The 23,457-nt window shown below is 39.2% G+C and carries 23 protein-coding genes and 1 tRNA gene; 7 read left to right on the forward strand and 17 right to left on the reverse strand.

All coding sequences use genetic code 11. The features are described from left to right. Positions 1 to 448: 448 nt before the first annotated feature. Positions 449 to 1,408 carry a ribonuclease Z gene (locus ACM0OY_RS27730; RefSeq protein ID WP_414572004.1) on the reverse strand — a complete coding sequence of 320 codons (960 nt, stop codon included), beginning with the start codon at positions 1,406 to 1,408 and terminating at the stop codon, positions 449 to 451. A 315-nt stretch (positions 1,409 to 1,723) separates the two neighbouring features. Between ACM0OY_RS27730 and ACM0OY_RS27735 the strand changes: the two genes are divergently transcribed. After that, positions 1,724 to 2,434, forward strand: a complete 711-nt coding sequence (locus tag ACM0OY_RS27735; RefSeq protein ID WP_414572005.1) for a methyltransferase domain-containing protein — start codon at positions 1,724 to 1,726, stop codon at positions 2,432 to 2,434. A 22-nt stretch (positions 2,435 to 2,456) separates the two neighbouring features. Here ACM0OY_RS27735 and ACM0OY_RS27740 read toward each other — a convergent pair whose 3' ends face one another. The 10 genes from ACM0OY_RS27740 to ACM0OY_RS27785 all read right to left on the reverse strand — a co-directional run bounded on the left by ACM0OY_RS27740 (position 2,457) and on the right by ACM0OY_RS27785 (position 12,596). Continuing rightward, complete coding sequence (locus ACM0OY_RS27740; RefSeq protein ID WP_414572006.1) at positions 2,457 to 2,840, reverse strand: PspA/IM30 family protein; 384 nt, start codon at positions 2,838 to 2,840, stop codon at positions 2,457 to 2,459. 244 nt (positions 2,841 to 3,084) lie between these two features. Then, positions 3,085 to 4,968 carry a CHASE2 domain-containing protein gene (locus tag ACM0OY_RS27745; protein WP_414572007.1) on the reverse strand — a complete coding sequence of 628 codons (1,884 nt, stop codon included), beginning with the start codon at positions 4,966 to 4,968 and terminating at the stop codon, positions 3,085 to 3,087. A gap of 111 nt (positions 4,969 to 5,079) precedes the next feature. Continuing rightward, complete coding sequence (locus ACM0OY_RS27750; RefSeq protein WP_414572008.1) at positions 5,080 to 5,757, reverse strand: response regulator; 678 nt, start codon at positions 5,755 to 5,757, stop codon at positions 5,080 to 5,082. Positions 5,758 to 5,869: 112 nt separating this feature from the next. Continuing rightward, positions 5,870 to 6,529: a hypothetical protein gene (locus ACM0OY_RS27755; RefSeq protein WP_414572009.1), complete on the reverse strand. Its 660-nt coding sequence runs from the start codon at positions 6,527 to 6,529 to the stop codon at positions 5,870 to 5,872. A gap of 561 nt (positions 6,530 to 7,090) precedes the next feature. After that, positions 7,091 to 8,473: an HlyD family efflux transporter periplasmic adaptor subunit gene (locus ACM0OY_RS27760; protein WP_414572010.1), complete on the reverse strand. Its 1,383-nt coding sequence runs from the start codon at positions 8,471 to 8,473 to the stop codon at positions 7,091 to 7,093. Positions 8,474 to 8,534: 61 nt separating this feature from the next. Then, a complete protein-coding gene (locus ACM0OY_RS27765) occupies positions 8,535 to 10,685 on the reverse strand; it encodes a peptidase domain-containing ABC transporter (RefSeq protein WP_414572011.1) in 2,151 nt (716 codons plus the stop codon). A gap of 386 nt (positions 10,686 to 11,071) precedes the next feature. Next, on the reverse strand, positions 11,072 to 11,323 hold the full coding sequence (locus ACM0OY_RS27770; RefSeq protein WP_414572012.1) for a CTB family bacteriocin: 252 nt from the start codon (positions 11,321 to 11,323) through the stop codon (positions 11,072 to 11,074). 172 nt (positions 11,324 to 11,495) lie between these two features. After that, positions 11,496 to 11,747: a CTB family bacteriocin gene (locus ACM0OY_RS27775; RefSeq protein WP_414572013.1), complete on the reverse strand. Its 252-nt coding sequence runs from the start codon at positions 11,745 to 11,747 to the stop codon at positions 11,496 to 11,498. A 194-nt stretch (positions 11,748 to 11,941) separates the two neighbouring features. Continuing rightward, the gene (locus ACM0OY_RS27780) at positions 11,942 to 12,175 is read right to left on the reverse strand and encodes a CTB family bacteriocin (RefSeq protein WP_414572014.1); all 234 of its coding nucleotides are present in this window, start codon (positions 12,173 to 12,175) and stop codon (positions 11,942 to 11,944) included. Positions 12,176 to 12,353: 178 nt separating this feature from the next. Beyond that, on the reverse strand, positions 12,354 to 12,596 hold the full coding sequence (locus tag ACM0OY_RS27785; protein WP_414572015.1) for a CTB family bacteriocin: 243 nt from the start codon (positions 12,594 to 12,596) through the stop codon (positions 12,354 to 12,356). 797 nt (positions 12,597 to 13,393) lie between these two features. Here ACM0OY_RS27785 and ACM0OY_RS27790 point away from each other — a divergent pair. From ACM0OY_RS27790 to ACM0OY_RS27800, 3 genes are all read left to right on the forward strand, one after another. After that, entirely contained in the window at positions 13,394 to 14,302 is a 909-nt protein-coding gene (locus ACM0OY_RS27790; RefSeq protein WP_414572016.1) for a YihY/virulence factor BrkB family protein, read from the forward strand. An 86-nt stretch (positions 14,303 to 14,388) separates the two neighbouring features. After that, the gene (locus ACM0OY_RS27795; protein ID WP_414572017.1) at positions 14,389 to 14,895 is read left to right on the forward strand and encodes a DUF4112 domain-containing protein; all 507 of its coding nucleotides are present in this window, start codon (positions 14,389 to 14,391) and stop codon (positions 14,893 to 14,895) included. 204 nt (positions 14,896 to 15,099) lie between these two features. Beyond that, positions 15,100 to 16,035 (forward strand): alpha/beta fold hydrolase, encoded by a 936-nt coding sequence (locus tag ACM0OY_RS27800; protein ID WP_414572018.1) that lies wholly within the window; start codon positions 15,100 to 15,102, stop codon positions 16,033 to 16,035. Positions 16,036 to 16,732: 697 nt separating this feature from the next. Here the strand turns inward: ACM0OY_RS27800 and ACM0OY_RS27805 are convergent. Further along, positions 16,733 to 17,383, reverse strand: a complete 651-nt coding sequence (locus tag ACM0OY_RS27805) for a hypothetical protein (RefSeq protein WP_414572019.1) — start codon at positions 17,381 to 17,383, stop codon at positions 16,733 to 16,735. A 202-nt stretch (positions 17,384 to 17,585) separates the two neighbouring features. Next, positions 17,586 to 18,683 (reverse strand): D-alanine--D-alanine ligase family protein, encoded by a 1,098-nt coding sequence (locus ACM0OY_RS27810; protein ID WP_414572020.1) that lies wholly within the window; start codon positions 18,681 to 18,683, stop codon positions 17,586 to 17,588. A gap of 344 nt (positions 18,684 to 19,027) precedes the next feature. Between ACM0OY_RS27810 and ACM0OY_RS27815 the strand changes: the two genes are divergently transcribed. The 3 genes from ACM0OY_RS27815 (at position 19,028) to ACM0OY_RS27825 (ending at position 20,718) form a co-directional block, all read left to right on the forward strand. Then, the gene (locus ACM0OY_RS27815) at positions 19,028 to 19,246 is read left to right on the forward strand and encodes a hypothetical protein (RefSeq protein ID WP_414572021.1); all 219 of its coding nucleotides are present in this window, start codon (positions 19,028 to 19,030) and stop codon (positions 19,244 to 19,246) included. A 20-nt stretch (positions 19,247 to 19,266) separates the two neighbouring features. Next, on the forward strand, positions 19,267 to 19,698 hold the full coding sequence (locus ACM0OY_RS27820; protein WP_414572022.1) for a sensor histidine kinase: 432 nt from the start codon (positions 19,267 to 19,269) through the stop codon (positions 19,696 to 19,698). A 171-nt stretch (positions 19,699 to 19,869) separates the two neighbouring features. Further along, on the forward strand, positions 19,870 to 20,718 hold the full coding sequence (locus ACM0OY_RS27825; RefSeq protein ID WP_414572023.1) for a lysophospholipid acyltransferase family protein: 849 nt from the start codon (positions 19,870 to 19,872) through the stop codon (positions 20,716 to 20,718). Between the two features lie 292 nt (positions 20,719 to 21,010). Here ACM0OY_RS27825 and ACM0OY_RS27830 read toward each other — a convergent pair. The 4 genes from ACM0OY_RS27830 to ACM0OY_RS27845 form a co-directional block, all read right to left on the reverse strand. Continuing rightward, positions 21,011 to 21,082 (reverse strand) — tRNA-Asn (locus ACM0OY_RS27830). A gap of 144 nt (positions 21,083 to 21,226) precedes the next feature. Then, positions 21,227 to 21,778, reverse strand: coding sequence for an NYN domain-containing protein (locus ACM0OY_RS27835; RefSeq protein ID WP_414572024.1), 552 nt, complete (start codon positions 21,776 to 21,778; stop codon positions 21,227 to 21,229). 306 nt (positions 21,779 to 22,084) lie between these two features. Then, positions 22,085 to 22,762 (reverse strand): ABC transporter ATP-binding protein, encoded by a 678-nt coding sequence (locus ACM0OY_RS27840; RefSeq protein WP_414572025.1) that lies wholly within the window; start codon positions 22,760 to 22,762, stop codon positions 22,085 to 22,087. A 13-nt stretch (positions 22,763 to 22,775) separates the two neighbouring features. After that, positions 22,776 to 23,048, reverse strand: coding sequence for a hypothetical protein (locus tag ACM0OY_RS27845; protein WP_073645675.1), 273 nt, complete (start codon positions 23,046 to 23,048; stop codon positions 22,776 to 22,778). Between the last annotated feature and the right edge of the window lie 409 nt (positions 23,049 to 23,457).

Genomic DNA, 23,457 nt, shown 5'->3' on the forward strand with positions numbered 1-23,457 from the left:
TGGCGTCTTCTCTACGAGAAGGCAAGGCGGTTCGATAAATTAAGTTTTTAGAGACTTTTGCGTAAGTCCTACTTGTAATATAAAAAATATTTGGATAAAAATCTTTAGATCGTAAGAGATTTCGGTATTTTTTAAATAGCAATAGAATTCTTACACTGTAAAGATTTTAACAGAAATAGCCCTTTGCGAGATCGTTCTTGAAATTTGCCACTGCGTCACATATACAATTGCTTCGACTGCTATAAATTATTTTTATGGCACTCCAGGCACAGTCGCTCATCAAGAAACAGTGCGGTTTTGGATCTTGCCAATAATATCAAGTTCGGATAATCACTTATTATTAAAATTTCTCCGCATCCCCGCGTCCCCTTCCGCGTCAGTCCTAATGATAAGTCTTCACCCGAACATGATATAACTCACTGCTTCAGCAAAATCAAAAATCTAAAATTCACACGCTGACTTTGGTTAACTCCACTTCGCGCCGCCTGGGTACTTCATGAATCATGAAATCATAAGCCATGTCAGTACTCTTAAAAATCGCACGGGCTTCTTGAAGCAGATCTTTTAACTCTAAATTATTTCCAGGAGCATAGCGGGGACTAAAATGGGTCATAATCAGCCGATGTGCGCCAGCAGCTAAAGCTGTTTGGGCTGCCATTGTGCTTGTGGAATGCAATCGTTGAAAAGCCATGTCTGCATCCTGATGGGAAAAGGTGGCTTCGTGAATTAATAGATCTGCATCCTTCGCTAATTCCACTGCGCCATCACAAAAAACTGTGTCTGTACAATAGGCAATCTTGCGACCAATTTCTGTAGGGCCGCACAATTGAGCACCATGAATTACACGTCCATCCTCAAGGGTTACTGTTTCACCGCGCTTGAGTTGACCGTAAATCGGGCCGGAAGGAATTTGCAAGGCTTTGGCTTTTTCGATATCAAAGCGTCCTGTGCGGTCTTTTTCGGCTACGCGATAGCCGAAAGCTGTGATCCGGTGATGTAAATTACCGCAGCTAACGGTGAAGTCATTATCTTCATAAATTACCCCTGGACGGATGGCATGGACTTTAATGGGATAGGAAAAATGTGTGTGGGAATAGCGCGAGGCGGCTTGAATGTATTCATTTAATCCAGGTGGCCCGTAGATGTCAATTCGTTGTACATTTCCAGCCAAGCCGCAAGTAGCAAGAAGTCCCATCAAGCCAAAAATGTGGTCGCCGTGCATGTGGGTGATAAAAATTCGGGAGAGTTGGCTGATTTTTAGTTCACTCCGCAAAATTTGATGCTGAGTGCCTTCGCCACAGTCAAATAACCATAGTTCTGCCCTTTGGGGTAATCTCAGGGCGACGCTGGAAACATTGCGCGATCGCGTGGGTACACCGGAACTCGTCCCTAAGAATGTTATCTGCACAGCTTTCTTTAGTCTTCCTCTTGCTCAAGTTGCAGCTCTATGTTTCTATAGTGGCATGGTTGATGAGCAAAATACTTTTTAGAGCTAACACTTTGGTTAATTTACCAGATTGAGTAAAAGGGACTGGGGCATTGGGAGTGTTTGAGGAGTTATTATTCGCAGCTGTGCCCCTCATATCCCCCATCCGCAATTTCCAGGCCCTTTTATCTTGAGACAATCCATCCAACTATGAGCAGAAATTCAATAGATAATCGCAAAAAATTGGTTGCTCTTAGACATACTCATTTTCAGAAACATTTACCTCTAAATCACCAGTTGATTGATTTAGTAGGGGATATAGATAGCCACACATTTTTAACCAACCCTGCCTCTCAGAACATTTTCCTCTACCTGACAGAATACGTGAAGGCTGTTTTGGAGTATTGGTTTGGGTCAAGTTCGGATAAAATACGCGTTCTTGATTGGGGATGTGGGAAAGGACATATTTCTTTTTTAATGCGTGAAATGGGTGTACAAATTGCTAGTTGTGATGTGCGCGGTGCTGATGATTCAGCTTTCGATCAGATTACACCAATCATCGAAAAAGCATCTCTAAAAGTTGTCGCCCTAGAACATCCGTATTTACTCCCCTTCAACGATGCAAGCTTCGATGTTGTCTTAAGTTTTGGAGTTCTTGAACACGTTTCTAATGACCTTGCTTCTCTTGGTGAGATTCATCGAGTCTTGAAACCATCAGGCCTTTTCTTTTGTTTTTTCTTGCCTTACTATCTTTCTTGGACTCAGCGTTTAGCCCATTTGCGGGGAGACTTTTACCATGACCGTTTGTATTCCCAAAAAATGGTAAAACACCTCCTCAAGCAAACTAATTTTGAACTCCTTGACCTTTGGCATAGGCAACTTTTACCTAAAAATAGTGTTTCATATCCTAAATATCACGTGTTTGAATTTGTAGACCAATGGTTAACTACAAATACACTGCTGAAATATACTGCAACTAATATTGAGTTTGTCGCTGTTAAAAGTTAGGTTCCTTGATTCCTGACTCTTGTTATAGTTGATTTTGCCAATAAGCCAGTCGTGTTTGAAGAGTGCTGATATGGATAACATGCCGTTCAACTAAAGTTTTTAGTTCTCGCGCTCTTGCAGTACAATTTTGTTTATAGGCTAATGCCTGACGAACTCGATCCTCACGAGAGTTTTTGAGGGCAATTTGAATTTCTTTTTCCCAAGCGATCGCCAAAGCTTTAAGGCGATCGCAATCTTTTTGAATAATTTCTTTTGCTGTATTGGACTCAGCAATAGCTTCATGTAAACTTTGAAGATAATAATTCCAGGTGTCTGCTAGCGCCTCAGTATTTTTAGTAGCTGGTTGGCTATTTGGGGAAGAGAAAGCTGATTTTCTTTGGGTAAATGAGTGATTTAATTCTACCATGTTTTTACCCCTTATTAATAGTTATTTTATTCAGATTAACCACTTTTCAATAATGTGGAAATCTTGTTTTCAGTATATAAAAACTCCATTAGGTAAATCATTAGCTTTTGGTGAAAAATCAATTACAGTATTAAGAATAAAAAATGATAGGTTTGTGAAGCGAGTTATTTCTATAAAATACATACGTTGAAGGTAAGTCACTATAAAATTATCGACGATTTTCTATATCTATCATTATTCATAATTATTTATGACAGTACCAAAATTTAGTTACAGGCCAAGACAATTCACAAATTGTTCCTCTAGAAGAAAGAGGCACTCGTTGAAATTTACCTTTGAGTTGCTTTGCTAAATTTCTAAACTGTTGAGTACCGCGGCCTTCGCGAGATGAATTAACACCCAAACCATCATCTATAATGCTCAAAGTGTACCAGCCTTCAGATGAAAAACAAGTGACTTCGAGGCGAGTTACTCCTGTGGCATGTTTACCGACATTGCACAAAGCTTCTTCGAGAAATCGGCAAAGTCCTTGCTTTTGTTCTATGCTTAAGTGTCGTTCATCTATCGGTTCAAAAGTACGAATTTTAACTTTGATAGTTCTAAAGCAAGGAAAGTCTCGCGCTAGCGTATGACTGTAAACTTGATAGAGAATTTCGTGTAAAGGATCTTGCAAATTTAAGACTAAAGTATTTCCTAAATAAAGGCTACTGTCTTTAGTTGGCGGTTCTCGTTGTAAAAAATCATAAATTCCTCGGAGTTCGTGGTTTAGTCTTTCAAGTTCTTTTTCGAGTTCTGGGAGTAATTCTTTGATTGGTAAGTCTTGACATTTAACCATTTTTAAAACTTTAGCGAGACTTTGCAATGGCCCATTGTGAATGGTTTCAAATGTGCGTTCAATAACATCTTGTCTAGCTTTAATTCCCGATCGCAAAGCTTTATCACATTGATATAAAGCAGTGAGTTCTATACCATTGATAGTTAAAACGATAATTGTAGGAATTACTGGAACCCACCAGCCCCAAGTTAAGAGAAAATAACAAGTGACCAATAAGCTAGAAGTTGTAGTAATCACAATTATGATATTTGCTAAAGGGGATTTACTCAATCGAGCGATCGCAATTCCTAAAAACCCCCAGGCAAAAATCCACAAATATTCCCATTCCTCTGACCAAGTATTTAAAAGTGGCCTGTCATCAAGCACTGCGCTAATAATTTGGCTAACAGCATGTGCTTGGATTTCTACTGTATGCACTGGTCTTTTTGGAGATTGGTGAGATGTAATTCTCGAAGTAGTTATCAAGTCTTTTCGTGTAGGGGAAGTTAAGCCGATAATTACAATGCGATCGCGTAACCATTGAGAATTAAATTTGTTGCTTTTAATATCATTTAAAGAAATAGTTCTAAATCTTTTTTGACCGCTACGAAAATTTAGCAGTATTTGAACTCCGGTGACATCAGTTCGGACATAGCCGCCAGAGTTAGAAACAAGTTTTGGTAGTGGAGTATTACCAAACTGAATTGTAGTGCGATCGCTAATACTATTTTTAAAGGTAATATTTTCATAAGCTAAATAAACTTCTGCTAAACGTAGAGATAAAGATAATTTTTCTCCATGAGATGTTCGTGTTATTAATAAACTTCGTCTTAATTTGCCATCAGTATCCGTAACTTGATCGCTAAAACCAATTTGTTCCATAGAAAAATTGGGTGGCGGAGCAATTTGCTTAGGTAATACTTTTTCAATGGCGATTAAATTTTTGATATTTTTAAAAGCTGCCAAAAGTTCTGTATGACCAGGGTTAACCGGAAAATCTCTATAAATATCAAGACCAATAACTCTAGGTTGACACCTGTGAATTTTCCACAGTAATGCTGCTAAATCTCTATCTGATATTGAAGAATCTATAAGGCTATCTTCTTGATTAATTCCCACAATTATAATTCGTTCATCTATAGGTTCCTCAGTACGTAGACGCAGGAAACTATCAAAAGCTAACCACTCTAAAGATTGCATTGAACCACTCAGACGAGCAACTATCACCAGTGCAATGACTACAATTCCTGGGAATGCACCTACACGCCAAATACGAATTTCTTCTTTTATTATTTTCCAAAGCCCAGGCCGCATAAGCTTTCCTCCTAGCCTTTAGCTATAAGTAATTAGGGACTAAACTTTAATAAATAAAAATGAAACCTTATTAAGTGTTAATGACAGAAACCCATTCAATTATGATAAAAACTAATCAATTAAACCTTCTTCTCTAGCCCGGATTTCAGTTTGAATACGAATATTTTTACCCTCATCAGGATAAACATTTAAAGCATCTTGTAGCTTACTCCAGTAATGACGCACCATGCGTTCAGATATACACATTCGTTCCGCAATAGTTTTGTCTTGTAATCCTTCTTCAAATGCTAAAGTCAATACTCTAAGCCACTCTGGTTTAAACTCTAATCCAGAATAAATTCCTTTAATATCTTTTGTATGAGTTAATCCCTGTAATGCCCAATCAACTCTGGTCAACATTTCTTGGGTGGAAAGACTTTTATCGGCGACTGTAAAACCTCCTTTATGGCTATCAATATCAGGTCTAATTCTCACTAATGTTCTCACATGAGCGGTTTGGACAAGAATATTCAAGTTGGGATAGTGTTTCATCAAAATTCGCAGTAGTTGAACACCCGTATCAGGTCGTGCTGTGATTCCATAATTTTCTGGAATGGAAAGATCCATAACTACAAGATCTAGCTGTAAACTACTAACTTGATTGAGAGCATTATTAGCATTGATAGCTGTGACAATTTCAGCACCAGGGTAATGTTTTTGTAAAATATCTACTGTTCCACTTAAAACTGACTCATGGTCATCAATTACTAAAATTTTCAGCAACGCTTTTTCGGACATTTCTTGTTTCATAATTCACAGCCTGCTGATTAAGTACATAATTAAAAGTTCTTGATAATTATCTACAATAACTAATTACCTTTGTTAAAATATAAAGAAATATGTAAATTGCTCAATATAATAATTACCAATAAAAATGCCAAGAAATCCTCAAGTTATTAGTTCTACTAAAACATTTACCTGAGGTTAGTAATCGAAAACTTTCACAAAGATAATTTAATTCCGGTAGTGTAGAGTGAAGAAAAAATGTAGACACATTAGAATACGTGATTTCTACAATTAACTTTCCAATAGTCTTCTGTTGTTTTAAATTGATATAAATCGATGTTAATGCCATAACTTCTGTTAAAGTTATGGTCAGTAACTCATTTAAAGCAGTTAATACAACCAGACTACGTTCTGCTGGCTCATGCCGCCAATAAAGGGGCAAATCGATTTGAAAGTATAACTGAGGATTGGATACTAGCCAAGGTTCTAATAAATACTCAATAGCTAACGGAAAACTGTCTTGAAGGGATGCTGGAAATAAGCGATCGCTCAGTTGCACTAAAGAGTGATGAAAATTGTCAATTTGTTTTAAGCACTCTTGAATTTTATTATCTGATAAATTTAGATTATCTACTGTCAATAAATCTAAATTGCGACGTATTGTAAAAGATTCCTGTAACAAATCATCCCGAATTTTCTCTGCTTCCACAAAGAGTTTTATCGACTGTCTAGCAGACCACCATTGCAATGATTGTTGAATTCTCTGATAAGATGTCAGAAACCGCACTAGGGACATAACGTAGACAATTCAAAGTATAATTTTTGTACACAAGTTCAGGCTCACATAATATTGTTATGTCAGCTATTTTAGTAGCATCAGAAAAAAGTTATATGCAACCCACGGCATATTTACGCCGAAAAAATGCCAACTTGTACAAAATAATTGCCAAAAAATACCATGAGAATTTATCAAGACTTTATAATGTATAATTAGCAGATTTCAGATGAAATTTATCGTAGTTGGGACATTAAAAAAAGACAAAACTATCTTCCCTGTTGATGTCAGGGAAGAGTGAGTTATGATGGGGAAATACTAGCATTGATCGAGCAGAATTCAGAATTCATAACTCAGAATTCAGTATTCTGAAGCCCTGATTTATTAGGTTTTACTTATTAACAAGAAAGAATAAAGCCATCAGCCGTCATAATTTAGTTGCGTATTCTGTATAACTAACGGATCTGAGCTTACTTCTCCGTAGGAGTAAATACAGTGAAACACAACACCTTTCTTGAAATTTGGTAGTCTACAATCAGTAGCGGGTTTAAATCCCTCACTAATTGATTCTGAATCTTGTTTTTAAATATCGGTGACTAATCTCGCCTTTCTCAGCATAAATTGTAATGCTGTCTCTTCTTGGGAGATAATATTAGCTTTTGCATTCATCCCTGATTGGATGTGACATTGAAGCTTACCATTGCCAAATTTTAGCGTTTCGGGTTGAATTGTAGCTTCAAAATAGCCAGTATTGGTCTTGCTATCCACAGGTGTAATTACATCTGGAGAAATGCTATTGACAACAGCTTCAAGAGTACCATAATCAGGATATGGGCAGGCGTCAATTCGCAATTGCACTTTTTGACCAACTGCAACTTTTTGAATTTCTGCGGTGGGTATCATCGCTTTAATCACCAAAGCAGCATTTTGAGGAACAATTTCAGCAATAGATTCGCTAACACCCACAACTTGACCAGGGTTTCGTAAATTGAGCTTGAGAATTATACCATCACTAGTGGCGCGAATAATGCTATTTTGCAGTTGAGTTTCAATTTGTTGAAGTTCTTTTTGATATTGCTTGAGTTGGGTTTGCATTTCTACTCGCCGCTGCATTAAAGCTTGTTTTTCTTTGTGTAAAGTGGCGATGGTTGCTTCGCCTCGAGCAATTTCTTGGGAAATGCGTTCTTGGGCGATCGCGATTTTTGCCCTAGTGGGATTAACTACAACTTGGGCTGATTGCACTTTAGCTTGAGCAATTTCAATCGATATTTTTTCAGATTCGAGTATTAATTTAGCCTGTTCAACAACTAGTTTTTTCTGCTCAAATTCCCGCCGGCCAATTGCTCCAACTTCTGCCAATTGTTCATAGCGATCGCTATCAATTTCGGCAAACTCTAAATCTGCCTGAGCTTTTTGCAAATTAGCCCTAGCTTTTTGCAAACTGGCTTCTGAAACTAAAAATTCACTTTGAGTAGCAACTTTCCGTTCTTGATACTCTCGTTGGTTGCGTGCCAAATCTGCTTTTGCAGAAAAAACACTTCGTTCTATAAATCTTTTTTCAGCCAATATCTGAGTATCTAAAATAGCAACTTGCGAATCAATTTGAATTACTTGTAATCTACTTTGTTCGACATTACCTTGGAGTTGACTTTTTTTAATTTGCAATTGTCGCGTATCCAGACGAGCAATAACTTCTCCTTTTTTGACAATTTGATTTTCTTTTACAAAGATACTTTCAACAGTTCCCTCCATTTCTGGTTGCACTAACTTGGTATCGCCTATTGGACGAACAGTCGCAGCAGTTTCTACCATGACATTGTATTTAATCCATGAAGAAAGAGCGATCGCAGAACCAATAGTTCCAACGAGTAAAACTCCAGCTAAAGATGTCCAACCACTAATAGGAGGAAGAAATTCATCTTTCTCAAGTGATGGTAGGAACTTTTGATTATGGGTGTAAAGCATATTTCTCCTAATAATTGAAAAAAATATTTAGAAATCAGAATTCTGACTCCTGAATTTTCCTTCAAGGCATTAAAAAGTCTATATGGTCTCCTGGTTTGGTTCGCAGATCTTCCAAAGAACCTTGAAGCTTTAACTTGCCTCGATCTAGCAATACAATCCAATCAGCCCGATTAACTACCTTCGGACGGTGAGTAATTAAAATCGTAGTTTTACCCCAACGATGTTTAAACAATTTATCCAAAACTTGTGTTTCACTTACTGGATCGAGTCCACCAGTAGATTCATCCAAAATCAAAACTGGCGGATCTGTAACAATAGCTCTTGCTATTGCCAGTCTTTGACGTTGCCCACCAGAAATATTTGCGCCAAATTCACCTAAAATAGTTTGATATTTCTCAGGCAAATTATTAATAAATTCATCAGCCTCAGCTACTTGACAAGCTCTTACAATTTCCTCAAACGTAACATGGGGTGCGCCTAAGCGAAAGTTTTCAACAATCGAACGACTCCAAAAATGAGGCTCTTGGGGAACAAGAACAACCTGCTGACGTAGACAATCAAGAGAAAGGTCTTGGATATTATAAAGTCCAATACGAATATTCCCTGATTGCAGTGGATATAACCCAGCAATCAATTTTGCTAAAGTACTTTTACCACAACCAGATTTGCCGATAATGGCAACAACTTTCCCACCAGGAATTGTTAAAGAAAAGTTATCTATTAAGTCAAGCCGACCAGCATAATGAAAGTTAATATTTGTACAAATTATATCAGTATCACCACGAATTTCAGCAAAAGGCTTTATTTCATCGCCCTCATTTTCGGCAGTGGCATCTATCACTTCTGTGAGGCGTTGTGTGGCTGTTTTCGCCCGCGTAAATTCCTCAACAAAACTAATTAAAGTAGCAATTAACCCCAGGAAGTTACCATTCATTGAATTAAAAGCCAGCAGCTGACCAATGCTGAGATTTTCTGCGGGATTAATCACTAAATTACCGCCAAACCACAGCAAAATCACGCCACCAATACCCGCAACAAAGCCAGAAAAGGTATTATTGATAATTCCAATTTGGATTGTACTAAATGTTACGTTAGCCAAACGAGAAAATCTACTTTGAAATTCGTCCCAAAATTGTGGTCTAGATGTGGTAGTTTTGAGAGTCAGAGCGCCCTTAAAGGTTTCTACTAAAACCCCTTGTGTTTCTGCTTCTTGAACTAATAGTTCACGAGTTTTTTGCCGCAAAGTTGGCTGGAATACTATGGTAGATATGCTCATCATCATAGCGATAAATACAGCGACTGCCGTGAGTTTCCAGCTATAGAAAACCATGAAACTAAAAGAAATCAGAGCAATAAAAAATTGACTGGGTAGAGTGATAATTAAGTTAGCAACTAACTGATTAATCTGGCTAATATCTCGTAGACGGCTAACAATTTCACCGCTACGTCTGGCTTCGTAATAAGAGAGGGGTAATCGTAAAATTTGCCGCCCAAATTCTAGAACTAAACCTAGTTGCAAACGTTGGGCAAAGTGAGCGATTAAGTTAGATTGTACAAACGAAAGACTACGAGAAACTATATTCATAACTACCACAGCGATCGCTACAGTAGTTAGTAATTTTGTATCACCTCGAACCAATACATCATCAGTAAGAATTTGCAGCAGAAAAGGAGAAGCTAAAGATAGCAAACCTAACGTTAAATTCAAAGGCAAAACTTGAGCTAAAATCGCACGATAAATCCAAACACGTTTGAAAAAACGCCAAAACCCACCAACTTTATCATCCTCTTGGGCAAAAAAACGTACAGGATCGGGTTCCAATAAAAGTATTAACCAATCTGTCCAGCCTTCTGCTATCTCTTGTGGAGAAAGATAACGCACACCTACCGCTGGATCTGCAACTAAACATTTTTTGCCTTTCTTACCATATAAAACAACCCAATGATTTCCTTTCCAGTGAATAATTGCCGGTAGCGGTGCTTCATTCATTCGCTCGAGAAGTTCCGGCGAAGTTTTCACTGGACGAGCATTAAACCCAAGTGTTTCTGCTCCACGTTTCAGCCCCAATAAAGTCGTTCCAAATTGTCCAGTACCTACCGCTTCCCGGATGCGGCTGAGAGTAAAAGTACGCCCGTAATATTTAGCAATCGCAGCAAGACAAGCAGCTCCACAGTCTTCTTTGCTATGCTGTTTCACAAACTGGTATTTCATAGGTAAATTACTCTACATAATGACAACTAGTGCCGCACCGCAAAAAGGTAGATTACATTTTAGAAAATTTCAAAACTCGAAAATTGAATAATTTTGAATTGCAGCAACGCAGTATTAATGCTATGAAATTTTGTCAGCCTGTTGTTATGTTTTTGGAATTAGTAAAATTTAGTTATGAATTTTGATGCCTGAATTTTGCTGGATAAATATCCGGTATCAAAATATTAGCATTTCTGAATTATTACCTGAAAATACTGAACAAAATATGACCCATGTAATCGTATTATTGTGGGTCATCTGTGAAAAATTTCATATCAATTTATGTTCAAGTGTGCCGAGAATATCATGTCACCGATACTGAGGTTTTAGCCAACACTTCCGGTAGATTATTTTTCTTGAAATTTTAAAATATCGGCAATACGATTCACATCTAAAGCCAAAAAAGCTAAACCAGCAGTTGCAATTTCTGTAGAACTACCATAAGAACTAGCAATGCTGCCATTTGGCCCGGAAGAACTACTACCGCTGAGAATATTTTGGCTGGCTTTGTAAAAAGTCGCATTTATTGCAAGATCGCTACCACCAGATATAACTTCTAGTTGTTCATCAGATAAATCTCTAAATAATTCGCCAGACATAGCCGCAAACCTCGTAATTGAAATTCGATGAAATTTTAGAATATTTTACGTGAGTTTGCATTACAAATAAAAGTATATAAACTTTAGTAAAAATAATTTTAGACAATTCTTTTTACTAAGCTACTTTCATCGAACTCACGTATTAGTTGATTGCTGTTTTTAGTTGCTCAGCTTAATGACCATATTTTTTTGAAATATCAAGAATCTCATCAGCATCCAAAGTTAAAAAAGCTATTCCAGCAGTTGTAATGTCTGTAGAACTACCGTTGGAGCTAGCAGTGCTACCATGAGGGCCAGAGCTGCTTTCGCCATTGAGAACATTTTCATTTGCTGTGTAAAAAGTTGCATCTAGTTGAAAATCAACACCACCAGCTACAACTTCTAGTTGCTCATTGGATAAATCTGTAAACAATATGTTAGACATTGGTAGAAACCTCGTAATTTTGATTTGAAACATTTGAACAACTAGTAACGTGAGTTCGTGATTAAGAAGTGAAAATTTGATTTTTTTGCATTAGAGATAAAATCTCTAAGCTCTTTTCATCAAACTATTGTCAGCGAACTCACGTATTAGTCAATTGCCTTGTTTAGCTACTTAACCTAATAGCTGTATACTTTTTAAATCTGAATAAGCTCATGAGAACCCAAGGCTAAGAAAGCTAATCCAGCAGTTTCAATCTCTGTGGAACTACCGTTAGAGCTTGCAGCGCTACCACTAGGGTCAGAACTGCTTTCGCCATTAAGAACGTTTTCTTTTGCTGCGTAAAAAGTTGCATCTAGTTGAAAATCAACACCACCAGCTACAACTTCTAGTTGATCGTTGGATAAATCTGTAAATAATACGTTAGACATTGTTAAAAACCTCGTAGTTTTGATTTGAAGAATTTGAAGAGTTAGTAACGTGAGTTCGTGATTAAGAAGTGAAAATTTGATTTTTCGTATTAGAGATAAAATCTCTAAGCTCTTTTCATCAAACTTTTTTCAGCGAACTCACGTATTAGTCGATTGCTTTGTTTAGCTGCTTAACTGTTTAAACCGTAGGAATCTCAGGAATCTCATAAGAACCCAAAGCTAAGAAAGCTAATCCAGCAGTTTCAATCTCTGTAGAACTACCGTTGGAGCTAGCAGTGCTACCACTAGGATCAGAACTGCTTTCGCCATTGAGAACGTTTTCTTTTGCTGCAAAAAAAGTTGCATCTAGTTGAAAATCAACACCACCAGCCACAACTTCTAGTTGCTCGTTGGATAAATCTGCAAATAATACGTTAGACATCGTTAAAAACCTCGTAATTTGGATTTGATGAAATTTGAGTTAGCTATTAGTTGATTGCCTTGTGATTGGCTGCTCAACTCGCCGCTTGTTTAATACGATATAGGTGAGTAACTATGTGAGTCATTTGTATTTCATGCACAGTTAATTACCATGTTAAGAAAAACTTGTTGCACGATTAAGCAAGTAGCCTGTCTGAAAAATACGCTTATATAAAAATAGAATTTTTATATTCTTCCTTGAGGATGATTATTTACAAAATGGGTTATTTTAGGACAGTTATACACCCCTAACGTCTGTTAGATCTTTGTCCTTGCTGATTTTCGTTTAATGTTATGGTCGCGTGTATAACCAAAATCAACTCGTAAAATCAGATATCCTGTTACCAACGTCGTAATTTTAGTTACAATACTCAATGGAATTAGGTTAGCGATCGCCCCTTATATAAAACTCCTATTTATTTGATTGCGTCAAAAAATTTTAGATTTGAGATTTACCGCATCCCTATCCCTTGCGCGTTCCTACCTTTGAGCCTACGGTGTACACACAAGTCATGAAATTAGCCAAAACCAAACAAAAATCTCAAACAGTCCTATCTTTAATCCCCCTTATTAAGGAGAGGGACAGTTTTGCATACCAAAACCAGGGTGAGGTATCTGACTGACTGTGCGATATATTTTAAATTGCCCCACCCAAAGACTTTTGTGTAGTCCGTAGGTCAATCAAAATGATAAATTTCCAACTGCACATGATATTACCTGCATGTGCCAATATCATCTGAGTTGTTAATTGCTGTAGTTATGTTTAAGCCTCGTTTTGTCCGCTTTTTTCGTCACCTCAATTGGCGCATGTTGAAAAAAACTTTCGCTAAGACAATCGAAACACGACTTTTTGGACTAGCCTCGGAAATTGCTTTCAATGCCATGTTATCTTTGTTTCCAGCGATTCTAGCTTTGATTGCAGCTATTGGCTTATTAGCAGAATCTTTACAAAACACTTTTAAACAACTGGCGACACAACTTAGTCAAGTTTTACCTGAAGAAGCTTTGATTCTGATTCGTGATTTTGCCACTACAGAAATTACCAATTCCAAAAACAGTGGTTTATTTTCTCTGAGCTTTTTATTAGCAATTTGGACTGCTTCTGGTGCAGTGAGTACTGCAATGACAGCCCTCGACCAAATACATCAAATTCCTCCAGAAAAAATACGCCCTTTTTGGAAAGCCAAGCTTGTTTCTCTGGGATTAACAGTCGGTACTATATTGCTTTTGGTGTTGGCTTCTTTATTAGTGTTTACCAGCGATTGGCTGTTGGGAATGGTAGCACGTGAAAATGCTTCTTTAATCTTCCTGTTCGATATTTGGCAACTGTTACGCTGGCCGTTAGCTTTAAGTATTGTTGCTTACGCTTTTGGCTTTGTCTATCGCTACGGGCCAAGTGTCTGGAACTCAGGCACACCAATGATGCCTGGAGCGATTTTAGCAGCTGTTTTTTGGGCTATGTTATCTGCACTATTTCGGCTTTATGTAGCGAACTTTGGGAATTATAATAAAGTTTATGGTGCAGTAGGAGCTGTCATCGTTTTAATGCTCTGGCTATCGATGAGTGCTGCTGTTATGTTAATCGGCGACCAGTTGAACGTAATTGTCGGCCAAGATATGCGTTCCAAAGTACAGCCACAATCTACCGAAAATATGAAAAAATATTAATTAGTAAATCTTTGAAGAAACTTTTGCAAAAGCTCAAGAGAAGAGTAAAATGTCTAACGATTGAATACAAATAAGCGATCGCTTTCATGCCAGATTCCTCTTTTCGGTCTTCCATGATTGAACCTGATGCCAAAGCACCTACCTTAAAGCGCCTCCGTCAGATCAGTCGGCTGTTGGATAATGCTATTACTATTCCCGGAACTCAAGTTGGCATTGGTATCGATCCAATTTTAGGATTACTACCTATCGGTGGTGATTTTTTGGGAGTCATGTTTTCTTGCTACATCATTTTAGAAGCAGCACGGCTAGGTGTATCTAGAGCCGCCTTAGGCAGAATGGTTGTGAATGTAATTATTGATGGTTTAGTAGGTGCTATCCCAGTTTTCGGAGACTTTTTTGATGTTGCTTGGACAGCTAATAATAAAAATCTCAAGCTATTGGAAGAACACCTAAAATTTCCCAGCCAGCAAAAAAGTGCAGACAAGTGGTTTATCATTGCCGTTTTGGCTGGATTGTTGCTAATCTCCGTTGTCTTAGTAGCATTACCTGTGATACTAATTAGAATGTTATGGAACGCCTTAACCGGCACTTAAATTATCAGAATTCTCCAATCCAGAATACAAAAATCAGAATTAAGAAGGCTTTGAGACCTAAAGCTTAATAATTTGAATAATATTCAGAAGCTATAGTAACCTTGATTTGATATTCATTCTGAATTCTGTTAGCGTAGCGGAGCGTAGTCCATTCTGACTTCTGAATTCTGACTTCTCACCCTTAAATTATTGATTAATCAAGGAATGAAAGATTGGTGGCAGGCCACTTTTCCTAAAGGGCGGCAAAATTTGGTTATTATTGATGCTCATGGGTATCCTGTACAAATTGCATATGGCGAAAAAGGTAGAGGAAAACCGCTAATTCTCTTACATGGTATGGGCAGTTGGAGCTACAATTGGCGCCATATGATAGCACCATTATCTAAATATTTTCGGGTAATTTGTTTTGATGCCAAAGGATTTGGTTTTTCAGAAAAACCATTGTCTCGTAGAGAAGGCAACGGTCATCAAGTTATTGAATTTCAAAGAATTATTCAGGCATTATGTGATGAACCAGCAGTGATTGTGGCTGAATCTTTGGGGGGATTAATTGCCCTTGCTCTTGCTCAAGAACATCCCCAATTAATTGGGCGGTTGGTAGTAGTAAACGTGCCTGTATTTACCGAAGGTTTACCCCATTGGGCTATGTGGTTACTCGCCCAAACACCTCTAGAAATAATGCAAACTGTAGATTCTTTGCGTCTGGCATATCTGTTTGCACCTTTATTTAGAGAAATTATGGCAATAGAAAGACGTGCAGTACTATTCGATCCATCAATTCTGACGCAGGAAGATATATATTGGATAACTTACCCGTTTATTGAACTACCCGGTACGATCGCTAAAGTTGCCGAAGAATTACAAATAGCAGCCCGAGAAATAGAGAATTCGCAAGCAAATAAGCCAAACATGCTCACTAAAATTCAAAATAATTTGCATAAAATTCAGTGTCCTACACTAGTTTTATGGGGTGAGCAAGATAGTTGGTTTCCTGCTAGTCATGGTGAAAAATTACATCAGCATATCTCCAATTCCAAATTTCAAATTTTGTCTAACTGCCGTCATGATGCGTCAACTGGTGCTTCTAAAGTACTGAATACAGTAATTCTGGAATTTTTGCAAGATACTGGCTTTTACTAAAGAATTCAGAATTCAGGATTCAGAATATTTCAACTATAAAATGACGTTAGTTCGATGAGTCATATCACTTTTGCCTAATTAGTTAACAGGATATATCCATCACCGAGTCGCAGAAAAATCATACTGAATTCTGACCGTAGGCGGAGCGTCTCTGGCTTTGCTCCTGAGTTCTGAATTCTTCATAAAAAGAGAGTGGGAGGAAGCATATCAGTTAGCTTTCAAACTCCCACTCTATCATTTGCTACTGAAGTGGACAGGAATGTATACAGACGTTGCTTGTGATTTGGGGGCTAATGTGTACTTCAAGAACAATGCCCATATACATTTAATATTCCTGTTGTAACAAATGTCAAACCTAATTATTGATATTTATCCGCAAAATAATCCTCTCATCATACTTATTCGAGACAGCTTTTTCTATCTAAATCGCTTAGGAAATAATGTTTTTTTAAAAAACATTTGCTTGCTTGGTAGTCCCTGATAACAACACCCTTGAAGTCGTTTATCTTCTATAATTTAGCTTGCTTAATCAAAATATGGTTGCCATTTTGGCAGGTATTTAACTTTTTAAAAGCGGTTAAATCTCCATATAGCGAGCCTAAAAAATAAGATTCCTGACTTCTTAGAGAAATCAGGAATCCTAGTCACCTTAATTAACAAAAAATATTAATTTGACAGGTTTTTACTTTACAGTATTTTAATACTGGCGTAAAATCGCAGACAATGAACTATCTTTACGGAGATCCATCAAGTCTGCCAATGATTCTTTGCGCGTATCCAAGTGGTGCTTGTGTTCTGGTGGTAGAACTGTCACCAGATGCTTTGTTTTAGGTGCCGTCTGCATCACAGGCATTAGTTGTCGCTGGGGCACAAAAATTGGCTGGTTTTTGGGAAGGCGCGGTTCCAATCTTGTGTAGCGGGCTTCTGCCATGCGTGCATGATGACGGTTAACCTGTTTTGGGACTTTTTGCGGCTGGGTTTTCCGGTTAAGCATTCGGAAAATAATCCAGCAACCACTACCACAACTGAGGGCGATGGCAGCCACCATCCATAAAGGTGTAGGATTAGTATTCTCAGAGGGCGTATAGATTGGTTGTTCTACGATCACTGGAATTTCTTCTGTTTCTTCTGGTGCTACCTGCCCAGGATTACCTAAGCTATACAAGGCAAAGGCACCACCTCCGATAAACATAGCTAAAGACCCAGTTAACAATAGCCAAGGATGATGTGCAACCAAATATATCAGACCATTTGAGCTTTTTGTTAATCTCGATTTCCTGTTTGTCAGCTCTGGAGTGGCCCCTATTAGTTGGGTTGGCTCGTGCTGTACACTCTGACTTTTTTCCATGATTACTTTCAGATTTGTACCCCTCTAGTCAATAAATTGTACTGGAGGAGTCAAGCATCAGGTATCCGTAACAAAAGTTCAGATTCAAGTAACTTTTTTGTATAACAAAGGCTACTAAATCTGGCTAACTTTTGCCGGAATTCTGTATTTGTTGCTACTTTTTACTGTAATAATCTGGAAATTTATTCGCTAATTTTTCTTGTTAGTTAGGAGAATGTCTTTCCATCGCAAGTTGAATTAATCGATCCACTAATTCTGGAAAAGAAACTCCACTATGTGCCCAGAGTTGAGGATACATACTAGTTGCAGTGAAGCCTGGTAAAGTGTTGATTTCATTAATCAAAACTTCTTGTGTCGCTTCCACGTAGAAAAAATCTACCCTTGCTAATCCTGCGGCGTCAACAGCTGCAAAAGCTTGCAAGGCCATGTCCTGAATTTTACGGGCAATGGCATCTGGAATGCGTGCAGGTATCAGTAAATCTGCTTTACCTTCGGTATATTTAGTTTCATAATCGTAAAAATCGCTATCATATGTAATCTCTCCAACGACAGAGGCCTGGGGTTGGTCGTTACCCAAAACAGCACACTCTACTTCTCTGGCGACCACACCAGCTTCTACAACTAGCCGTCGGTCATAACTAGCGGCATTGTCTAAAGCAGCTTCTAATTCTGGGCGCGATCGCACTTTAGCAATGCCCACTGATGAACCTAAATTTGCAGGCTTGACAAAAGCAGGATAACCTAATGTTGCCTCAATTTCATCACACAGTTTCGGAAATACACAAGGATTAGACCAAACTTGTGCTCTAGTTATTGCCTTGTATTTCACTTGCGCTAGTCCCGCTTGCTCAAACGCCATTTTCATGGCAATTTTATCCATCCCCATAGCCGAACCTAACACCCCAGAACCCACAAAAGGCACTTGCATTAAGGTAAGTAAGCCTTGAATTGTCCCATCTTCACCGTTGGGGCCGTGGAGAATGGGAAACCAAACATCCACTTCCGCAACTTGAGAGGGTGATTGCCATTGGCTGAGAGTTTGGGTTTGAGGGTTGGATGTCAGTCCCCCGGATGTTGATTCTTGGGATTCCAGTAGTGGGATACCGTTTCCTAAAACCTTTTGGGGTGCTTCCCCCGCCAGCCAGCGTCCATCTTTTTGGATGTAAAAAGGCAGTATTTCGTACTTACTAGTATTTTGCTCTGCACTTAAGGCTTTAGCGATCGCCCGTGCTGAGTTGATCGAAACTTCATGCTCTCCTGAACGACCGCCAAACAATAACCCCACGCGCAGCTTAGTCATTTTGAGTACCTCGAAACTCCTCAAGCAGATAGCGTATCACAACCTACAAAAGTTGCCATATTTTTCCCTAATTTTTGGTGAGACTGTATTTGCTTGGGGCTGAGGAAGCAGAGGAGGAAAAATTTGATCTTGCTTTTCGCTCTCAAAATTGAGTAATTTCTTCTCCCCCTGCCCACCAAAGCGATTGATTATTTTTTTATTTGGAAGTCCCATCTCGCAGCATTCTTGCCTAGCGTAGACGCGAAGCGGCTGAAATTGAGTACCTGACTGCCCATTTCGAGCAGGCAAAAAGGCTTTCAGAAATTGTTCTTCAGCACGCCCCGGATTTGCTGCAAAAGGTGAAGATGTATGAAATCAAAATTTATTTCTACATTGCTCAGAATCAAATGCTGGCAGCGATCGACACCTGTTTACAAGTGCTGGAGTTCTTGGGCGAACCGCTGTTTAGAGAACCGCCACTGGAGTTAGCGATCGACGATTTAATTAACCTGCCAGAGATGACCGATCCGCACAAGTTAGCAGCCATGCGAATTGCGATCGCATCGAGATTCTCCAACTCCTAACTAGCCAAGCTGCCATCTCTGTGGAAAATACCCGTCTGTATCAACAAACCGAAAACTATTCTCACGAGTATGGCAATTTACCTCTGGTGACTTGCTATCCTAGTCAATTGAATCAAGTCTTTCTGAATATTATTAACAATGCCATTGATGCGATTCGAGATAATTGCCAAAGCAGCGAAGACCCAGAAATTCGGATTCGTACTGGAGTGATAGATCGTGAATGGTTACGAATTGCGATCGCCAATACAGATAGCACCATTCCTGTGAGTCTGCAAGAGCGGATTTTTGAACCGTTTTTCACCACAAAGCCGATTGGTCGTGGTCAAGGTTTGGGGTTATTTGTCTGTTATTTCATTATCCAACAACATCGCGGCACTTTAACTGTACGTTGTCACCCCACCGAGAGAACTGAATTTGAGATTGTTCTTCCTATCTGTCAAGGTAAATATTGATGAGCCAATGTCAAGTAGCAGATTTATTGCGGGCGATCGCTGAGAGAATAGATCAGTAGCTACATAACTCGCTACGTTGTTCAATTTACTTTTCAAGCAGCGAACATTTTGGGATTTTGCTGCCACGGTAAAGGATTATTCGATCTTTACCAGTCCTGTTAAAATGCATCGATGTCAAAAAAGCAACATATCTTAAACAAAAAACCCGGTTGGTCTTTGGATGAGCGAGATCCAAAGTTCATCAAATCTCTGATGCCCCTGTTTAGCTTTTTGTATCACTACTATTTCCGAGTTCAAACTAGTGGCTGGGAGAATATTCGACCTGAAGAAAAAGTTTTGTTTGTCGGTTCGCACAATGGAGGACTTGCGGCTCCGGATATGACAATGATGATGTACGATTGGTTCCGACGCTTTGGTGTGGAACGACCTATTTATGGATTGATGCATCCTAAAGCCTGGGAAGTTAGCCCACCACTAGCGCAACTAGTTGCCAAAGCTGGAGCAATCATGGCTCATCCGAAAATGGCTTACGCTGCCTTGCGGTCTGGAGCTAGTGTACTAGTTTACCCAGGTGGAGCCGAAGATGTCTTTCGACCACATCATTTGCGTAACAAAATTTATTTTGTGGGACGACAAGGATTTATCAAATTAGCGTTGCGGGAAAATGTACCAATTGTGCCTGCGATTTCTTGGGGTGCTCACGATACGCTAATTGTGCTTGCTGACTGTTACAAAATTGTGCAGCAACTCCACCAATGGGGGATGCCTTGGCTATTTGGAATTGACCCAGAAGTTTTTCCCATTTATCTGGGATTACCTTGGGGATTAGGAATTGGTCCCTTGCCCAACATTCCCTTACCTGTGAAGTTGTACACGCGGGTTTGTCCTCCCATTGTATTTGAACGATATGGTCGGCAAGCAGCTTGCGATCGCCAGTATGTCAATGAATGTTATGAATTAGTTGTTAGCCAGATGCAGCAAGAGTTAGACAATCTAATAAACCTCTCTGCTAAGTCATAGGGAACTTGCAAAATTTTTTTGGAGTTATCATTCAAAACCAAAATCCCCCGTACATCTAGTTTTTTCTGCTTTCACACAAGACCACAGGCTTAAGGCGACGATATTTGGAAGCATCCAATTTTCTCAAATTGAGATGCTCCCACTAATAGTTTTTACACTAGTAGATAGAACAAGCATAACTTTGCCAACTTGCCTACATAGCATTTGTAGGCAGCATTGTTTAACCGCTCTTTGATTTAACAGCCAGGAGTTACAAAATTCATAACTCAATACTCACTGCTAACTTTTTTAACTCCCCAGGCCGGATTCGAACCAGCGACCAATCGATTAACAGTCGATCGCTCTACCACTGAGCTACTGAGGATCACCCACGATTTATAATATTAAAGGTAAAGGATAGGATTTGGCAAGTACTTTAGCTAAATTTTTTTTCTTAGATGCTTAATTATAGATTTTTGCAGTCAAAACCCGCTCTAGAGGCTAACCTGAGACTTTTAGATACTAATATCTACTGTAATCCCATTCGTAGTTCAGCCAGACGCTGCCGTGCTTTCGCGTCGATCGCATTGGCTAAAAATCTACTCTTTGATTGTTTGCGTGTATGATACTTTTGTCGCATCCGACAAACGGTAGCTTCCACCTCACCACACAGTTGTTGTGCTGACAACCATTCAGCCCCATACCCCTGCACCATCAGCTGCTGTGCTCGATCTGATGTGGCAACAATCACACGAGAAATCAAAGATTGAGCTATTTGCTGGCGAAAAGACGCACAAGATTTTTCAATATAAGTATCTGCTGTTTGCCCAAAATCAGTATAGTAAACAGATAAAAGCTCTGTAATAATTTCTTTATTGCTAGCAGAATTTTGATATTGGGCATCAAAAATTATTTGAGTTGCATAACCTTGAAACGCACTGTAACCAGTCATTGCTTCCACAAGTTCGCTACGTGCGGCCTCTAGTCCAACGCTATCACGGGTTTTCTTTAAGCAAGGCCAAGCGCCTATTATATTGTAGCCGTCCACTAACAAAACGGCTTGTAGTAACGAACGGGGCATGGTTTTTAATCACACTTTTCTAGAGTTAGCAAAATTCATTCATAATTTTTATAATAGTTGATGCACTGTCTGTAACACTATGTTACATAAAACAAAAAACACCCCAGCTTTATAAAATTGACCTTAAGACAGAGGCAATAACATAAAACGCGCCTCTATTAGAAAGGCGCGTTTTAGTAGTTTTGAGTTAAGAGAAGCGGATAACAAAGATGAGGGAGCACAGGGGCAAAGGAGCAGAGAGGAAGTTGCAGTAAGTTTTTCTCCTTTGCCTCTTTCTATGCCCCATGCCCCATCCATATGGCTCAATCAAGAGGCTTCACTGTGTATTTGCATCAGACGTTGTTTAAGGCGCTGGGCTTCACCCCTATCCACAACAGAACCTTTTTCTAATAAAAAAGCACCGTCACAGTAATTTAGCTCGTCTAACCGATGGGTCACCCACAAGGCTGTGATACCTCGACTTTTGACGAGACGGCGGACACCAGCAACCAAATCCAGCTGGCTATCTGGATCTAACAGAGCAGTGGGTTCATCTAATAATAAGACTTCACAGCGACGGGCGATCGCACCAGCGATGGCGACTCGCTGCTTCTGTCCCCCAGAAAGTGCATATATTGGGCGTCGTTGTAGGGTCAGTAAATTTACCGCCCCCAGTGCCTCCTCAACCCTGACTCTCACAGCAGCAGTAGGCAACTTTTCTTCCACCAATCCAAAAGCCACGTCAGCACCAACTGTTGGCATCACCAGTTGATGATCGGGATTTTGGAAGACAAAGCCAACAGGCTGCAAAACTCCAATTTCGCCAGACTCCGGAGCTAATAATCCCGCTACCAGCCTCAGCAAGGTTGATTTACCGCTGCCGTTTGTACCCAAAAGCATCCAAAACTCACCCTTAGGAACTTCTAAAGAGCAAGATTTGATAACTTTCTCTCCATTAGGCCAACTGAAGTTTAAATCCTTGACCTGGATGCCCACTTGAGACATTTGTCAACCTTGGTTACTCAGCAGCTAGAGCAAAAAAGCCAGGTGGTCTACCACTAGCAGTGGTTACACCATCTTTCTGAACAATCTGGACTCCAGAAATTTCACTAGCACGGACAGCAATTTTCTTCTCTGTTTTGCCCTCGCACTTTAGCTCCACTATGTCAGGATTGCCAGAACGCATCGCTGCCAAAATTAGCTGATAGACAGCCTCAGCATCCTCGGCTGACTTACGTTGTACTGAGATCGGGAAAGCAGTGTTTCTGATGCTTAAGTCGATGGTAAACATTTAGCATTAATCAAAATTTAACTGTAGCACTCATTTTAGCGTCAGCTGACTGATTCTAGGGAAAAGGGCATTGGGGATAGGGCATTGGGCACGGGGCACGGGGGAGAAAAAGGTTTCTTCCCTGCTAAGTAGTTCCCTGGCCCCCATCTCCTATGCCCATCTCTATCAATAGTTAAGTTTTATGACAAATCATCTAGAAAAATTAGAGATTTTCACTTAATATGATTAAAGGTTAGTAAAAAATTGTAAACTAGGTTAACGACTTGGTTAACTTTCTGCATTCTAGGAAGCTTCTGCATAGCTATCTATAATACAGATACAACCTGTACTTATAAGATTTGGAGATTTGCTCTAATGACCATCGCAGTTGGACGCGCCCCAAGTACAAGAGGGTGGTTTGACGTAGTAG

The organism is Nostoc sp. CCY 9925, assembly GCF_963920935.1.
Classification (GTDB): Bacteria; Cyanobacteriota; Cyanobacteriia; order Cyanobacteriales; family Nostocaceae; genus Nostoc.

Excerpts from the sequence above, each read along its gene's own strand:
- ACM0OY_RS27740 (WP_414572006.1), bottom strand. The coding sequence starts at position 2,840 with ATGGTAGAATTAAATCACTCATTTACCCAAAGAAAATCAGCTTTCTCT.
- ACM0OY_RS27745 (WP_414572007.1), bottom strand. The coding sequence starts at position 4,968 with ATGCGGCCTGGGCTTTGGAAAATAATAAAAGAAGAAATTCGTATTTGG.
- ACM0OY_RS27750 (WP_414572008.1), bottom strand. The coding sequence starts at position 5,757 with ATGAAACAAGAAATGTCCGAAAAAGCGTTGCTGAAAATTTTAGTAATT.
- ACM0OY_RS27755 (WP_414572009.1), bottom strand. The coding sequence starts at position 6,529 with ATGTCCCTAGTGCGGTTTCTGACATCTTATCAGAGAATTCAACAATCA.
- ACM0OY_RS27760 (WP_414572010.1), bottom strand. The coding sequence starts at position 8,473 with ATGCTTTACACCCATAATCAAAAGTTCCTACCATCACTTGAGAAAGAT.
- ACM0OY_RS27765 (WP_414572011.1), bottom strand. The coding sequence starts at position 10,685 with ATGAAATACCAGTTTGTGAAACAGCATAGCAAAGAAGACTGTGGAGCT.
- ACM0OY_RS27770 (WP_414572012.1), bottom strand. The coding sequence starts at position 11,323 with ATGTCTGGCGAATTATTTAGAGATTTATCTGATGAACAACTAGAAGTT.
- ACM0OY_RS27775 (WP_414572013.1), bottom strand. The coding sequence starts at position 11,747 with ATGTCTAACATATTGTTTACAGATTTATCCAATGAGCAACTAGAAGTT.
- ACM0OY_RS27780 (WP_414572014.1), bottom strand. The coding sequence starts at position 12,175 with ATGTCTAACGTATTATTTACAGATTTATCCAACGATCAACTAGAAGTT.
- ACM0OY_RS27785 (WP_414572015.1), bottom strand. The coding sequence starts at position 12,596 with ATGTCTAACGTATTATTTGCAGATTTATCCAACGAGCAACTAGAAGTT.
- ACM0OY_RS27790 (WP_414572016.1), top strand. The coding sequence starts at position 13,394 with ATGTTTAAGCCTCGTTTTGTCCGCTTTTTTCGTCACCTCAATTGGCGC.
- ACM0OY_RS27795 (WP_414572017.1), top strand. The coding sequence starts at position 14,389 with ATGCCAGATTCCTCTTTTCGGTCTTCCATGATTGAACCTGATGCCAAA.
- ACM0OY_RS27800 (WP_414572018.1), top strand. The coding sequence starts at position 15,100 with ATGAAAGATTGGTGGCAGGCCACTTTTCCTAAAGGGCGGCAAAATTTG.
- ACM0OY_RS27805 (WP_414572019.1), bottom strand. The coding sequence starts at position 17,383 with ATGGAAAAAAGTCAGAGTGTACAGCACGAGCCAACCCAACTAATAGGG.
- ACM0OY_RS27810 (WP_414572020.1), bottom strand. The coding sequence starts at position 18,683 with ATGACTAAGCTGCGCGTGGGGTTATTGTTTGGCGGTCGTTCAGGAGAG.
- ACM0OY_RS27815 (WP_414572021.1), top strand. The coding sequence starts at position 19,028 with ATGTATGAAATCAAAATTTATTTCTACATTGCTCAGAATCAAATGCTG.
- ACM0OY_RS27825 (WP_414572023.1), top strand. The coding sequence starts at position 19,870 with ATGTCAAAAAAGCAACATATCTTAAACAAAAAACCCGGTTGGTCTTTG.
- ACM0OY_RS27835 (WP_414572024.1), bottom strand. The coding sequence starts at position 21,778 with ATGCCCCGTTCGTTACTACAAGCCGTTTTGTTAGTGGACGGCTACAAT.
- ACM0OY_RS27840 (WP_414572025.1), bottom strand. The coding sequence starts at position 22,762 with ATGTCTCAAGTGGGCATCCAGGTCAAGGATTTAAACTTCAGTTGGCCT.
- ACM0OY_RS27845 (WP_073645675.1), bottom strand. The coding sequence starts at position 23,048 with ATGTTTACCATCGACTTAAGCATCAGAAACACTGCTTTCCCGATCTCA.